This is a genomic window from Mycobacterium sp. (assembly GCF_965229105.1).
In the GTDB taxonomy this organism is placed as follows: domain Bacteria; phylum Actinomycetota; class Actinomycetes; order Mycobacteriales; family Mycobacteriaceae; genus Mycobacterium.
In genome coordinates this window covers 4,226,785-4,240,674 of the sequence record NZ_OZ245858.1, presented here as the reverse complement: position 1 = coordinate 4,240,674, position 13,890 = coordinate 4,226,785, and the positions used below count along the sequence as shown (strand labels likewise).

General features: G+C 64.0%; 13 protein-coding genes. 9 read left to right on the top strand and 4 right to left on the bottom strand.

Features of this window, described 5'->3' with window-relative positions:
* The first annotated feature begins 42 nt into the window (after positions 1-42).
* A complete protein-coding gene (locus ADBZ9O_RS19765) occupies positions 43-528 on the top strand; it encodes a hypothetical protein (protein ID WP_526524636.1) in 486 nt (161 codons plus the stop codon).
* A complete protein-coding gene (locus tag ADBZ9O_RS19760) occupies positions 525-974 on the top strand; it encodes an RDD family protein (protein ID WP_526524635.1) in 450 nt (149 codons plus the stop codon). Before ADBZ9O_RS19765 ends, ADBZ9O_RS19760 begins: the two co-directional genes overlap by 4 nt.
* A gap of 6 nt (positions 975-980) precedes the next feature.
* On the opposite strand, the gene speB is transcribed toward ADBZ9O_RS19760, so the two are convergent.
* Entirely contained in the window at positions 981-1,928 is a 948-nt protein-coding gene (speB, locus tag ADBZ9O_RS19755) for an agmatinase (RefSeq protein WP_526524634.1), read from the bottom strand.
* Positions 1,929-2,035: 107 nt separating this feature from the next.
* Between speB and ADBZ9O_RS19750 the strand changes: the two genes are divergently transcribed.
* The gene (locus ADBZ9O_RS19750) at positions 2,036-2,833 is read left to right on the top strand and encodes a nitrilase-related carbon-nitrogen hydrolase (RefSeq protein WP_526524633.1); all 798 of its coding nucleotides are present in this window, start codon (positions 2,036-2,038) and stop codon (positions 2,831-2,833) included.
* On the opposite strand, the gene ADBZ9O_RS19745 is transcribed toward ADBZ9O_RS19750, so the two are convergent.
* Both ADBZ9O_RS19745 and ADBZ9O_RS19740 read right to left on the bottom strand, forming a co-directional pair.
* A complete protein-coding gene (locus ADBZ9O_RS19745; RefSeq protein ID WP_526524632.1) occupies positions 2,780-4,105 on the bottom strand; it encodes an adenylate/guanylate cyclase domain-containing protein in 1,326 nt (441 codons plus the stop codon). The genes ADBZ9O_RS19750 and ADBZ9O_RS19745 overlap by 54 nt on opposite strands.
* 49 nt (positions 4,106-4,154) lie before the next feature.
* Positions 4,155-4,757 (bottom strand): TetR/AcrR family transcriptional regulator, encoded by a 603-nt coding sequence (locus tag ADBZ9O_RS19740; protein ID WP_526524631.1) that lies wholly within the window; start codon positions 4,755-4,757, stop codon positions 4,155-4,157.
* Positions 4,758-4,851: 94 nt separating this feature from the next.
* Between ADBZ9O_RS19740 and ADBZ9O_RS19735 the strand changes: the two genes are divergently transcribed.
* The 5 genes from ADBZ9O_RS19735 to ADBZ9O_RS19715 all read left to right on the top strand — a co-directional run bounded on the left by ADBZ9O_RS19735 (position 4,852) and on the right by ADBZ9O_RS19715 (position 9,259).
* Positions 4,852-5,856: an oxygenase MpaB family protein gene (locus ADBZ9O_RS19735; protein WP_526524630.1), complete on the top strand. Its 1,005-nt coding sequence runs from the start codon at positions 4,852-4,854 to the stop codon at positions 5,854-5,856.
* Positions 5,857-5,993: 137 nt separating this feature from the next.
* Positions 5,994-7,796: a serine/threonine protein kinase StpK7 gene (gene stpK7 / locus ADBZ9O_RS19730; protein WP_526524629.1), complete on the top strand. Its 1,803-nt coding sequence runs from the start codon at positions 5,994-5,996 to the stop codon at positions 7,794-7,796.
* A 167-nt stretch (positions 7,797-7,963) separates the two neighbouring features.
* Positions 7,964-8,290: a DUF732 domain-containing protein gene (locus ADBZ9O_RS19725; RefSeq protein WP_526524628.1), complete on the top strand. Its 327-nt coding sequence runs from the start codon at positions 7,964-7,966 to the stop codon at positions 8,288-8,290.
* Positions 8,291-8,534: 244 nt separating this feature from the next.
* On the top strand, positions 8,535-8,840 hold the full coding sequence (locus ADBZ9O_RS19720) for a hypothetical protein (protein WP_526524627.1): 306 nt from the start codon (positions 8,535-8,537) through the stop codon (positions 8,838-8,840).
* Positions 8,841-8,899: 59 nt separating this feature from the next.
* Positions 8,900-9,259, top strand: a complete 360-nt coding sequence (locus ADBZ9O_RS19715) for a hemophore-related protein (protein WP_526524626.1) — start codon at positions 8,900-8,902, stop codon at positions 9,257-9,259.
* 14 nt (positions 9,260-9,273) lie between these two features.
* Here the strand turns inward: ADBZ9O_RS19715 and ADBZ9O_RS19710 are convergent, their stop codons facing one another.
* Positions 9,274-12,552, bottom strand: coding sequence for a helix-turn-helix transcriptional regulator (locus tag ADBZ9O_RS19710; protein ID WP_526524625.1), 3,279 nt, complete (start codon positions 12,550-12,552; stop codon positions 9,274-9,276).
* Positions 12,553-12,679: 127 nt separating this feature from the next.
* On the opposite strand from ADBZ9O_RS19710, the gene ADBZ9O_RS19705 reads away from it, so the two are divergent.
* The gene (locus ADBZ9O_RS19705; protein WP_526533302.1) at positions 12,680-13,888 is read left to right on the top strand and encodes a cytochrome P450; all 1,209 of its coding nucleotides are present in this window, start codon (positions 12,680-12,682) and stop codon (positions 13,886-13,888) included.
* Positions 13,889-13,890: the final 2 nt, after the last annotated feature.

The window sequence follows — 13,890 nt, the reverse complement described above, 5'->3', positions numbered from 1 at the left end:
GCGGTGGTGCCATCGCCGAGCAGACTTTTGCGGCATCCCATCGTGACCGCCGCAGCGGGCGTCGGTGCTGTCGCAGCAGAAGGTGCGACAGCGGTCTATCGGACCGCCACCCGGCTGCCGTTCGTCGGTGACCAGCTCAACCGCGGCGTCGCCGCGCTCTCGCGTCGTGGCGACGCCGTCATCAATGCCGGCGTCGACCCGCTGCGGGCCGTGATCACCACCATCGTCGTCGACATCGTCGCGCAGGTGCTGACCGAACTCGACCTCACCGCCCTGGTGCGGGAGAACGTGGACGTCAATGCGATCGCCAGGGACGTCGATATCGACGCGATCATCGCGCGCATCGACCTCATCGGGCTGGCCGATGTTGTCATCGACGGTGTCGACCTGCCGAGCATCATCCGCCAATCCACCACCTCGGTCACCGCCGAGGTGATGACTGATGTGCGCAGCCAGGGTGAGCGCGCCGATGACCTCGTAACCGGCATCGTCGACCGGATGTTCGGCCGCACCAGGGAGGGCCTGTGAGCGAGGCCACGCCGGTTGCGCACGACACCCGCACCGCGGGAATCGTCAGCAGGACAGTGGCAGCCGTGATCGACCTGCTGGTGGTGTTGACGTTCATGGGGATGTTGTATCTGGGGCTGATTCTGGCCACGCTGGCCTTCTCGCCGAGGGCGTTCAGTTTTCCCGCGCCGTCGTTGATCTTCTCGGCGTTCGGACTGGGAGCGGTTGCGGTGCTCTACCTCGCCGGCTGTTGGGCGGTGTCGGGCTGCACCGCGGGGGCGGTGGTGATGGGGCTGCGGGTGGTCGGCCGTAAATCGCCACGATTGCCCGCCACCATCTGTCTGGCCAGGGCGCTCGGCTGTGTACTGTTCCCCATCGGCTTGGCCTGGGTGGCCATCGACGGTCAGCGAAGGTCGTTGCAGGACATCGTTTTCGGCAGTCGTGTGGTCTATAACCGCTCGACCTGACCGGTCTCAGCGATTGGCCGCCAGGACCGAGAGCAGTTCATAGCCGACGTGCGCGGCGGCGATCCCGGTGATCTCGGCATGGTCATAAGCCGGGGCGACCTCGACGATATCGGCGCCGACCACGTTGAGACCGACAAGACCCCGCAGGGTGTTGAGCAGCTCTCGGGAGGTTATTCCGCCGGCCTCGGGTGTGCCGGTGCCGGGGGCATGGGCCGGGTCGAGCACGTCGATATCGACCGAGACGTACACCGGGCCGCCGTCGAGTCGCTTGCGCATCCTCTCGACAATGCTTGCCACCCCGTCGAATTCGAAATCGTCGGACCGGATCACCTGGAAGCCGAGCACTCCGTCATCCTCCAGATCCTGCTTGCTGTAGAGCGGACCGCGGATGCCCATGTGCAGTGATCGCTCCATATCGATCAGGCCTTCCTCGCTGGCCCGTCGAAACGGCGTCCCGTGCGTGAACGGCGCGCCGAAGTAGGTGTCCCAGGTGTCCAGGTGCGCATCAAAATGCAGGACCGCGATGGGACCGAGGTCACGGGCCAGGGAACGCAAGATGGGCAGCGCGATGGTGTGATCGCCACCGATCGTGAGGACGGTCGAACCGTCCTTGCGCAGGTCGGTGATCGACGAGTCGATCGTGGTGATGGCCTCTTCGATATCGAACGGGTTGACCGCGATATCGCCGCAGTCGGCCACCTGCTGCGCCGCGAACGGTGCGACGTTCAGGGCAGGGTTGAAGGGGCGCAACAACTTCGAGGCGGCACGCACGTGCGATGGGCCGAACCGCGCCCCGGGCCGATAGGACACCCCGCTGTCGAAGGGGATCCCGACCACACTGACATCTGCCGAGGTGACCTGGTCGATGCGGGGCAGGCGGGCGAACGTCGCCGGTTCGGTGTATCGGGGGTAGCGAGTGGCATCGGGTGGCCCGAGAATCTCGTTATCTGTCATCGCTCTCCTCATCACGGCGTGGCCCGGAGGAAGGTTATCCCGGGCGACGGCTCTGGGTGCAGATCAGTGCCCGCGCCGCATGGCCGCAATAGCGTTAATCTTCGGAGATGACCCGGATCGCGTGCTGTCAGATTGACCCCGCCATTGCCGACCTGGCAGGCAATTCCGCCCTGATCGAGGCTCAGATCACCGCAGCGGTTGCGGCCGGCGCCGATATCATCGTGCTACCCGAACTGGTGACGTCGGGCTACATGCTTGCCGACGCGGACGAGGCACGATCTGTTGCGCTGACCCCGGCAAGTCCCGAATTCGCGAAATGGGCTGACGCTGCCGGAGATTCCGTGGTGATCGGCGGGTTCTGTGAACTCGGTGACGACGGACTGTTCTACAACAGCGCGGCCGTTGTCGACGCAAGCGGTGTGATCGCCACCTACCGCAAAACGCACCTCTGGGATCAGGAAAAGCTGCTCTTCACCCCCGGTGACACCTTGCCGCCGGTCATCAAGACCCGCCACGGTGTCATCGCCGTGATGGTCTGCTACGACCTTGAGTTTCCCGAGCTGACCCGGCTGGCGGCCGTCCAAGGCGCGGAACTCATTGTCGCGCCGGTGAACTGGCCGCTGTTTCCGCGGCCCGAGGGTGAGCGCCCTGGTGAGGTGACCACCGCGATGTCCACTGCGCGGGTAAACAAGATCGCGGTTGCCGCCTGCGACCGGTGTGGTGTCGAGCGGGGGCAGCCGTGGACCGCGGGCAGCGCCATCGTTGATCCGGACGGGTGGGTGGTGGCCACCGCAGGCCCGGACGCGGGGATGGCGATCGCCGATATCGACCTGGCGCTCACCCACGACAAGTCATTGACCGACCACGTCGACCTGCTGGCGGACCGGCGCCTCGACCTGTACTGAACTGGCTCCGTCGCGGGGGCCGACGAGATACCAGGTGTGCATCATGCCTTTACCTTTGACATCGATTTCGCCGCGGTCTTCCAGGAGAAACTCACCCTTGAGTCGCTGATAGACAGCGTCGGGCACCTGGATACGGCCCTCCTGATCCGTCGACTCCATCCGGGAGGCGACGTTGACCGCGTCACCCCAGACGTCGTAGAAGAAACGACGAGAACCGACCACCCCGGCCACCACCGGCCCCGCGGCGATCCCGATCCGCATCGGCACTGGGCGACCGGTGGGATCGCGCATTTTGGCGACCGCGGTCGATAGGTCAAGGGCGAGCGCGGCCAGCGCCTGCAGGTGATCTGGGCGTGCGTCCGGCACCCCGCTGACCACCATGTAGGAGTCGCCGCTGGTCTTGACCTTTTCCAGGCCGTGGCGGTCGACCAGCAGATCGAACTCGGTGTAGAGCTCATCGAGGAAGGCGACCAGATCGCATGGCGCGGTGTCACTGGCCCGTTCGGTGAAGCCCGCGATATCGGCGAACAGGATCGAGGCGTCGTCGTAGCGGTCGGCGATCATCTTGTCGCGCGTCGGATCCTTGAGCCGGCTGGCGATGCTGCTGGGCAGCATATTGCTCAGCAACGTCTCCGAGCGTTGATACTCCATCTCCATCGCGACCTCGGCCCTGGCGGTCTCGCGTAATGCGAACCAGACGGTGGCGAAGGCCATCACACTGGAACTGATGACCGAGGTGACGAAGCCGACCGTGATCGTCCAGGCAGGTTGCAGCCCAGTGTCATTGGGGACCATGATTTCGAGCACGATCGCCAGGACCGCGCCGACGGCGGCCAGAAGTCCGGCCAGCACGATACGTTCGACACCCAACACGAGCACCAGGATCGTCGCCGAAACCAGGAGGTAAAACTGCAGACCGGAGCCGGTGCCGATCTGCCAGCAGATGAAGAACACCGATCCATATGCGGTACAGATGAATCCAAGCGGTCCGGCAAGTTCACCGAACGTGGTCAGCCGCGGAATCAGCAGGAAAATCACCGCCGTGCCGACATTGATGAGACTGATCTGCCAGGCACCGTAGTTACCGAGCAGCTGCCAGAGGCCGAAGCTGCCGCTGACCAAGGCGGCAATCCAGGTGGTGATCTTCAGGACGCGGTGCTGGCGGGCCAGACTGTCGGCGTAGTGCTCGTTGCGGACGGGGACACACGGCTGTGCCCGCCGGAACCGGCCCTCGGCCATCGCGGACGCCGCGGCTGCACGCCTTATCGCCACAGCTGGAAGCCTAGCCTGTGGGCAGTGCGGCGTTGGACGTTTCGGGAGGCTAGCTCTGCAGGCCGAGCATTCGGACCGCATGGCCGACGACCGCGTCGACGTCGTCGCCGAGGTTGCCCGAAACCCATTGCTGCGCAAGCTCGGTCATCGCACCGGTGTACAAGGCCGCCGCAACATGGGTCGCCACCGGGTACTCGGAGGGATGGGTCTGCTCGCGTCCGGTGAGCACCATCTGGCGAAGCGCCTCCTGTGCCACCCTGCGTCGTGCGGTCAGCACGGGATTGGCCCGTGCCTCGGTGAACAGGATCCGGCCGCGGCGCGGATCATCGGAACAGAATGCGAGCACGGCCCTGATCCCGGAGCGAGCCCGATCCAGGTCGGTATCGTCAGCGGCGTTGATCGCGGTCTCCACGTCGGCGGACAGTCGAGCAGCCACCATGTCGTAGACGGCGCCGAGTAGTTCGCCGGTATCGGCGAAGCTCTCGTAGAAGTAGCGCGTGTTCAGGGCACATTCCCGACACGCCGATCGGACCGATACTGCGCTCTCTCCGCCGTCGCCGAACAGGGCAAAAGCGGCGTCGATGAGCAGTCCGCGGCGTTCGATCCTGCGGTCTGTCAGCGGTACTCCCGCCCACCTGGTCGGACTCGACATCGGTACAGCCTATCTTCGCGCCGTTCTGGTAACAGGTGTAGCCACAAATGTATGCTGACGGGAGCTCGCCGCAATCGTCCCCAGGAGAGTTCCCATGCAATTGCCGCACCAGCTTCTCCACCAGCGACTGACCCGGTTTTATGACAAAGAGGTGCGGAGACGCTATTTCCGTGGGCTGGATTTCGCCGGACCAGAAGGCGACCCAGGCTGGTTCGGTCCCGGTAGTGCGGTGTGGCACGTCCACTCGCATACCCCTGCGCTGATCTTCGGCCTGCAGGCCGCGGCCTATATCGAGCGATTCGACCCCAGCATCTTCTGGATGGGCGTCGACCACTCCCGATTGGTCGCCCGCTCCGAGGAAAATGTGCCGACCGGAGCGATGGACATGAAGGGCTTGGCGGTCCGGCTCGGGCATTCGGTGTCCTTCTTCACCGCAACCGCGTACGGGTCCACAGCCGATGCCGAGCGGGTCGCCGCAACCGTGCGCGCGATGCACCACACCATCAAAGGGGTGCGGCCCGACGGGCTCGGTTACGACGCAGACGACGCCGACTGGCTGCGCTGGAACTACGCGACAGTGGTCTGGGGTATTGCCACCGCACACGAGTACTACCATCCAAATCCACTGCGCGGTAAGAAGATCGACCGGTATTACGGCGAGTTCGTGAAAGTCGGCCATGCCCTCGGAGGTACCGACCTGCCGCAGACGAAAGCCGAGACGATGGAGTGTCTGCATTCCTATCTGCCCCGACTCGCGCTCACTCACGGTGCCGCGATGATGACCGGGTCCAACTTGAGCGCTGCCGAGTCCGGTCTGCCCGGCGGAGACTTCATCGACTGGGCCATCCGGGATCTGCTACCAAGCTGGGCCGCGGCGATGGTGATGCACCGCCCGCCCAATCCGATCGAACGGACAATTCGCCAGGCATCGGTATGGGCGGTGATCAACGGAATCCACACGGCAATGGGACCGCTGCCAGAGTTCCGACAGGCCCAGAAACGAGTTTCCGGTCGGATAATCGGGACCCCGAGCGCACCGGAATACACATTGGGCAGCGATCCGGTGCGCAGCCGAGATAGCGCCGAACAGATGGCTTGAGCTGCAATTACGGTCTGTCGGCTGATCACCGTCAGACAATTTCGGCAAAGGTCCACGCGCAGTATCGGCGCACTTATGCTCATGCTGCTTTAGCATTCGACGTCAATAACAGGTTCGATGGCGCCGAGGAGTAGCCGTTGGAAGTCACGCGGTTCGGGCACTACGAATTGCTGGAGCTGCTGGGTCGGGGCGGAATGGGTCAGGTATTCCGGGCGCATGACACTGTCACCGACAGGGTCGTCGCGCTGAAGGTTCTGCCTGCCCACGTTGCGGGTGACCCAGTGTTCCAGGAACGCTTCCGTCGGGAAGCGCACGCGGCGGCGGGTCTGAGTGACCCGCATGTGGTGCCGATCCACGGCTATGGCGAGATCGACGGCCAGCTGTACCTCGATATGCGTCTCATCGACGGTGAAGACCTCGGTTCGGTGCTCACCGAAACGGGAGGACCGTTCACTCCTGAGCGTGCGGTGAGGATCATCGAGCAGGTGGCGTCCGCTCTTGAGTCGGCGCACTCGGTCGGGCTGGTGCACCGGGATGTGAAACCGTCCAATATCTTCCTGGCCGCCAGGGATTTCGTTTACCTGATTGACTTCGGTATCGCCAGAACCACCAGTCAGACCGGATTGACCAGTGCGGGTAGCACGTTGGGCACCATGGCCTACATGGCGCCGGAGCGTTTCAAGACCGGAAAAAGCGACCCTCGCTCCGATATCTACGCATTGACATGCGTTTTGCACGAGTGCCTGACGGGCCGGCGGCCGTATCAAGGTGAGAGCCTCGAACAGCAGCTCGCTGGGCATCTGATGACACCCCCACCCCTGCCTTCTGCGATAAACCCGGCCCTGCCAAGGGGTTTCGATGCCGTTATCGCCAAGGGCATGTCGAAGAAGCCCGGCGACCGGTACCAGTCGGCGCTCGAGCTCGCCGAAGCAGCTAGGGCTGTGCTGGGGGGTAGCAGCTCGGTGGCGAAGCGGCGGCCGCGCCATGCCCGCCAACCTCGGCGGCTGCGCACCCTGGCGATCGCGGGCGCCGGGATCGCGCTGGTGCTCGTCGCGGGATTCGTGGTCGTGGCTGTGCGTGACAACACGGGGGAGCCGACAGCTGCTGGGCCGACGGCTGGTTCGTCCACCACGGCGGTACCGACGTCCACGCCACCGCCGTTCCTCAGCGATCCTGCGGCAATCGCAGCCACCGTCCCCGCGGCGATCCGCTCGGCGGGGAAACTCGTGGTCGGTGTCAACCAGCCTTATGCGCCCGCCGAGTTCATGGATTCCAGCGGAACCTTGGTCGGGTTCGACATCGATCTGATGAACGCGATCGCCAAAGTCCTGGATCTCCAGATCGAGTATCGGGAGACAGCTTTCGAGAGCATCCTGCCGTCGGTCCAGGCCAAGGCCTATGACGTCGGGCTCTCCTCGTTCACCGACACCAAGGAGCGGGAAGCGATGGTCGACTTCGTGACCTACTTCCAGGCCGGCACCCAATGGGCCCAGCGACCGGGGGTGCCGATCAACCCGAACAATGCCTGCGGGCGCAAGGTCGGGGTCAAGTCCCGGACGATTCAGGACACCGAGGAACTGCCGACCAAAAACAAGGCGTGCCTGGCTATCGGCGCCCAGCCGATCGACACCATCGACTATTTCAGCCAGGACGATGTGGTCAACGCGCTGGTCGCCGGGGAGGTTGATGCCATCTCGTCCGATTCGCCTGTCACCGGTTACGCCATCAACCAAAGCAACGGCGCATTGGAAGCGGCGGGGGAGATCTTCGATGCGGCACCCTACGGACTGCCGGTGGAGAAGGGGTCTCCGTTGGCGGAATCCCTACGGCAAGCCGTCATGTACCTCATCACGACCGGGGAGTACCGCACCATCATGGACAAGTGGGGCGTCGAAGCCGGCATGATCACCGCCCCCGTGATCAACGGCGCCTACGACTGATTTTGCGCGTGTCGTCGCCGCTTTTCTTGTTGCCACGGGCAATACTGGCTGTTTATCGGCCTGCGCTAACACCAATAACGGTTTGGCCTCTTTGCGGTGTCAAAGAGTGGGTGAAGTGGCGCATGGGACCAGCCGCCGAAGTGCCCCCGGTGCATTAATTTACCGATATGAAAAACATTAAGTTTTTGATAGTGCTGCCCGTCGCGCTATCCGCCTCGCTGGCATTGGCAGCTCCCGCCGTCGCTGACCCCGACGCTGACGCCAATTTTGTCCAGGTCCTCACCACCAAAGGGATCGTCCCCACCGCCCTCTCCGCTGATCAGGCGCTCATCAACGGCCACGCCATCTGCGGCACCATGGCGAAGGGAATCAGTCAGATGGACATGGTCGGGGCTGTCGCCTCGTCCGATCACCTCAGCCAGGATGACGCCGGATTCGTCGTCGGCGCTGCGACTGCCGCCTTCTGTCCCGAATACGATGAGTCCGGGGGCTAACTCTCCGCAACAATGTATCGCGGGTGCCACCGCCGATCACGGACAGTTAACGCTTGTGCTGTCCGAATCGGCGGTTCATCTGTTTCTGGGCAGCCGACCGCGGTGGTACGTCGCGTGACCGCGCCCGATCGTTAGCTGCGCAGTAGCTGTGACTTCTGGTAAACCGCGCCCAATTGCCGCGGGTCGGAGAGAATAGGTTCCTGTCGGAGCACGGGCCGAGACTGCGCCGCGGAAGGGGATTGTTATGCGAGGAAGTAAACCCGGGTTGGCGGCGCTCGCCGCGGGAGCGGCGATGGCGGCAGGATTGTTGGCTGCGCCGACCGCCGCTGCGGACACCTGTGACCCCGCAGTCACCGTCTGCCAGGGCGGTGACGTTCAAACCGCAACCGGCTCACCGGATTACGCGCCACCCGTGGTGGCTCCTGAAGAAGATTATCCGTTCGACGGCGACTGGTTCTTCAACTCTGCCGGTGGCGGCACCGCGCTGCAGCCGGTGCATCCATCAGGCGGTGGCGGAGGCGGCGGTGGCGGCGGTGGCGGACATCGTTAGCGGTCCGAACCCCTCCCACGCTTTTTCGTTGAGTGCCAGAAACTTTAGGAGATAGATCCATGTTGCTGTCCTTCCGTAACGCGCGCCGCGGGGTCGTCGGCGTCATCGGTGCCGGCGCGTTAGCCGGTGCAGTACTTGTCGGCGCCGCACCGTCGGCACTGGCCGATCCGTACCCAGATCCGGTGCCCGGGTGTTCCGCGGGTGATTTCGAGCAGGTCACCGCTCAGGTGGCGGCGGCGACGTCGGTCTACTTCTATACCCACCCCGACGTGAACGCGTTCTTCTCCACGCTCAAGGGTCAGCCCAAGGACGTGGTCAAAGGTGAGATCGACACCTATCTGGCCGGCAATCCGCAAGCCAAGTCTGACCTGGCCGGGATCCGTGCGCCGCTGCACGATATGAAAGCTCGCTGCCAGTAGGCGGCTCCGCCGACTCAGTCGTGTCGCGTCGCTTGCTGCGCGAGTTGGACCCGAGATGTCAGACCGAGCTTGGCGTATACGTGCGTCAGGTGCGTCTGCACGGTCCGGGCTGAGATGAACAGCCGATCAGCAATCTCCTTGTTGGCCAGACCTTCGCTGAGCAGCCGGACCACATCGAGTTCGGTTGGCGTGAGCGACGCCCATCCGCTCGATGGACGCTTGCGCTGACCGCGGCCACGCTGGGCATACGCGATCGCTTCGTCCCTCGACAACGAGGCGCCCTCGGTCCAGGCGGTCTCAAAAGCCTTCTCGCCCAAAGCTTCACGCAGCATTGAGATAGCGGCGTTGCACTCGGAGTCGTAGATCTTGAACCTGATGATGCCGAACCGCTGCCGCACGGCATCGGCGGCCCCGAACAATCGCACCGCCTCCGTGTGACTACCAGCCGTTCCGGCCAGGCCTGCCAGGCACTCCAGAATGTCGGGAACGCCCAGGTACGACTCCACGGCGACACATTGGCTCAACGCCCGATGGGCAAAATCTTCAGCCAGTTCAGGCCGCCCGTCTGCGATCGCGATGCGTGTGCGTGCTGTCAGTGCCATCACCGCATAGGCCGGCCGGTCGGTAGTCGCTGCGACCGCCTTCTCGGCCCATCGTGTTGCCTCGTCGATATCTCCTCGGGCGAGTGCCGTTTCCGCGGTCAAGTACCAACCTGTTTTCGCAGCGTCAGGCTGGAGGTTCATCAGCGGTGAGGCCAGTTCGCCTGCGTGTTTGGCCCCCTGAACATCACCTCCGGCTAGCGCGGCCAGCGCAAGGACCCAGTAGGCATAGCCCAATTGCATGCCGCGAATCTCGGCAGAGGCTTCGATCGCCATCGTGACGACGGTCTGCGCTGCAGATGTCTGACCCTGGTATGCCAGCGGCCAGCCCTGGCTGGCCCGGACCAACCCACCCCATAGCAGGTCGTGCGCGGCTTCGGCCTCGACGGCCGTTTCGTCGAATAGAGCAACAGACGCGGCCAAGTCGCCGCGCCACAACTGAGCCAGTCCGAGACACCAACGACACTGCCGGGACACAAACCGGTCGCCTATCGCGTCGGCAAAGGCGCGTCCTTCTTCGGCGGCCGCGAGTGCCGCACGGGGGTCGCTCATCATCATTGCCCCGTAGGCCTGCCAGCCAAGAATTTGGCTGACCAACCACGCGTCGTCGACCGACCGCGCAAGCCCTAGTGCCTCCGCAAAATACGGACGCGCCTCCTCGGCGTTGTGCCCGCGGGCACAACCGTTGGCGCTAAGCGCTCGCGCCAGTAGCGCTGGATCACCGACCTCGCGGGCAACGGTGAGCGCCTCTTCCGCCTGATCTGCGTTTGCGGTGGCCATCCAGGACTCCAGCATGGCCTTGTCGGCCAGCGCACGTGCTCGCATTGCCTGCGGGGCATCGCAGTCGGCATCGACAAGCGCTGTCTCCAGCCACGCCAGGCCTTCTCGGATGTGGCCACGGGCCAACCACAGCGGATGCAGCGACGACGCCAATGTCAACACTTCGGCTGCGCCGGCGTTCTCACGACTCCATGCGAACGCGGCACGGAGATTGTCGATCTCCAGCTCGGCGCGATCCAGACACGGTTCATGATTGGCGCGGTCCGGCTTGTCCAACGCGACCGCCAGTGACATGAAGTAGTCACGGTGCCGCGTTCGGACAGCGTCCGCTTCACCGGATTCTCCGAGCTTTTCCAGGGCGTACTGACGCACGGTCTCTAACAATCGATATCGCGTTGACCCCGAAGCATTTTCGGCGGTGACAAGCGACTTGTCGACAAGCAGTGTCAGTTCGTCGAGAACCTGGTACCGCTCGACGTTTCCACCACCACCGCCGACAGCTTGCGCTGCGCTGAGGTCGAAGCCACCGGTGAACGTGGCGAGCCGACGGAACAGGACGCGTTCAGGCTCGGTCAGCAGCGCATGCGACCAATCCACGGATGCCCGCAGTGTCTGTTGACGACGCACCGCGGTGCGCGCCCCGCCGGTGAGCAGTCGGAACCGATCATGCAAGCTGCCGACAATCTCCTCCACGGCCAGCGCCCGCATCCGTGCTGCGGCAAGTTCGATCGCGAGCGGCATGCCGTCGAGCCGACGACAAATCTCAGTCACTGCGGACGCATTGCAGTCGGTGACCCTGAAGTCGGGCCGAACCTTACGGGCGCGGTCGGTGAACAGATCGATCGCCTCGCAGTCCAGCGACAGAGACGGGACCCGCCAGGTCAACTCGCCGGCCACTCCGATCGACTCACGGCTGGTGGTCAACAGAACCAGCGCGGGGCATTCGGCCAGCAGCGTGTCGATGAGTGTGGCGCAGGCGTCCAGCAGGTGTTCGCAGTTGTCCAACAGCACGAGCAGATGGCGGTCGCCGACGTATCGAACCAGCGACTCGGTTGCAGAGCGGCCCGGCTGATCGGGTAGGCCGAGCGCACGTGCCGCGGCAACCGGCACGAGGTCGGGATGGGTAATCGGGGCCAGGTCGACGTAGGCGATCCCGTCGCTGAATTCGCGGGCTGCGCCAGCCGCGACCTGTGCCGCTAGTCGCGTTTTTCCTGAGCCACCCGCGCCAGTCAGAGTGACAAGTCGGTTCTCCTGCAGAAGAAGTCGCACCTGCGTCATCTCCGCGTCGCGCCCGATGAAACTCGTCAACTGGGCTGGAAGATGATGTATCGGAGTGCTGCTCACCGTGCGCAGCGGCGGAAAATCGTTGTGAATGTCCGGATGACACAGTTGCACAACGCGTTCCGGACGCGGCAGGTCCCGGAGCAGATGCGTGCCGAGCTCGCTGAGCCATGCGTCGGCAGGGAGTCGGTCGACGACAAGATCGTGCGCCGTCCCCGACATGATCGTCTGGCCGCCGTGCGCGAGATCGCGCAGTCGCGCCGCCCGGCTGATCGTTGCGCCGATGTAATTACCTTCGTCTCGCAGCTGGATCTCGCCGGTATGCACGCTAATGCGCAGGCGGATTGGCGTCAGCGGGGCGCGCTGCAAGTCCAAGGCGCACGCCACGGCATCACTGACGCGGGCGAATGCGACGACGAAGCTGTCGCCCTCACCTTGCTCAACGGGTCGCACGCCGTCATGTGCAGCGACGACATCGCCCAGCGTGAGGTCGAGTCGCGCAACAGCGATCGTCATCTCGTCCGGCTGGGTCTCCCACAGGCGGGTGGATCCCTCGACGTCGGCAAGCAGCAACGTCACCGTTCCCGTCGGCAGTCCGCTCACGCCCAGCTCGCTCCACTTGGTTGCGCTCATGCTAGTCAGGGTGCAGCAACGGCGTAACGCAAAACATCAGCGTAAGCGCGTAAATGTACGACCCCCCACTGCAGAAATACGATATTCGGCCGATCTTGTCCGGACGGCGAAACCAGATAGTCGATGGATGAGCACAGACGCAGTTATGGCGGCAGACCTTCCCACCATTGCCTTCGAGCAGGCCCAGACCCCAGACGTGGCACACGAACTGATCCGGCAGGCACGACAGCACGGTCCAATCGCGATCGGGCCTCACGGGCCGGAAGTCTTGACGTATGACGTCGTCCGCATCGTTCTGCGCGACGACAGGTTCGTCATGCCAAAAGGACTTGCTCTGACCGCGCAGGGCATTTCTTCGGGCGAGTTGTGGGACATTGCTGTCAAAGGTCTGCTGAGTCTCGACGGTGCTGAACACCATCGGCAAAGACGTTTGGTGTCAAGGGCTTTCACACCCAAGGCGGCTGAGCGGTTACGGGTTACATGTGCCGATGTCATCACTGAGCTCACCAATCACGATGCCGGCGTCGGCCGGTGTGACGTGGTCGCCGATATCGCCAGGCAATATCCGATTGCGATCATCTGCGCTCTGGTCGGCACGCCTCGCGAAGACTGGCACTTGTTCTCCGACTGGGCCGATGACATCTTCAAGCTCTTCGACTGGAACCTCGCCAACGACGCCCCCGACATCCTGCGTGCCTGGAACGAACTCCAGACCTACCTCGATGAGATGGTCGACCTCCGCCGTCGCGAGCCCACCGATGACCTCCTCTCCGACATGATGCGCGCCGAGGTCGATGGTGATCGATTGACGCACGACGAACTGCTGACGTTGACCGCCACTCTCCTGATGGCGGGCACCGACACCACGCGCAACCAGCTGGCCGCAGCGGTGCAAGTGTTCTGCGACCACCCCGACCAATGGGCGCTTCTGGCAGATCATCCCGAGCTTGCCCCGCACGCGGTCGAGGAGGTGATGCGCTATTTACCGGTCATCCTCACGACGATGCGTGTCGCCCGAGAAGACGTCGAACTGTCCGGAGTCACCATTCCGGCGGGGACGCTGGTCATCGCCAACACCGCCTCGGCCAACCGTGATCCAGCCGTCTACGACAACCCTGACCGCTTCGACATCACGCGCGAAAGCCCTCCAGCCATGCTGACCTTCGGCGGTGGCATCCACTACTGCCTGGGCGCGCACCTAGCCAGAATCGAACTTGCCGAGGCATTAACGATCATGGCGCGCCGCATGCCGAACGTCCGTCGTGCCGGGCCTGCTCCGTGGAAGCCGATGACCGGCATCACCGGTCCGGTCAGGTTGCCGGTCGAATTTGGCTGATC

Excerpts from the sequence above, each read along its gene's own strand:
- ADBZ9O_RS19715 (WP_526524626.1), top strand. The coding sequence starts at position 8,900 with ATGTTGCTGTCCTTCCGTAACGCGCGCCGCGGGGTCGTCGGCGTCATC.
- ADBZ9O_RS19740 (WP_526524631.1), bottom strand. The coding sequence starts at position 4,757 with ATGTCGAGTCCGACCAGGTGGGCGGGAGTACCGCTGACAGACCGCAGG.
- ADBZ9O_RS19710 (WP_526524625.1), bottom strand. The coding sequence starts at position 12,552 with ATGAGCGCAACCAAGTGGAGCGAGCTGGGCGTGAGCGGACTGCCGACG.
- speB (WP_526524634.1), bottom strand. The coding sequence starts at position 1,928 with ATGACAGATAACGAGATTCTCGGGCCACCCGATGCCACTCGCTACCCC.
- ADBZ9O_RS19735 (WP_526524630.1), top strand. The coding sequence starts at position 4,852 with ATGCAATTGCCGCACCAGCTTCTCCACCAGCGACTGACCCGGTTTTAT.
- ADBZ9O_RS19750 (WP_526524633.1), top strand. The coding sequence starts at position 2,036 with ATGACCCGGATCGCGTGCTGTCAGATTGACCCCGCCATTGCCGACCTG.
- ADBZ9O_RS19725 (WP_526524628.1), top strand. The coding sequence starts at position 7,964 with ATGAAAAACATTAAGTTTTTGATAGTGCTGCCCGTCGCGCTATCCGCC.
- ADBZ9O_RS19720 (WP_526524627.1), top strand. The coding sequence starts at position 8,535 with ATGCGAGGAAGTAAACCCGGGTTGGCGGCGCTCGCCGCGGGAGCGGCG.
- ADBZ9O_RS19705 (WP_526533302.1), top strand. The coding sequence starts at position 12,680 with ATGAGCACAGACGCAGTTATGGCGGCAGACCTTCCCACCATTGCCTTC.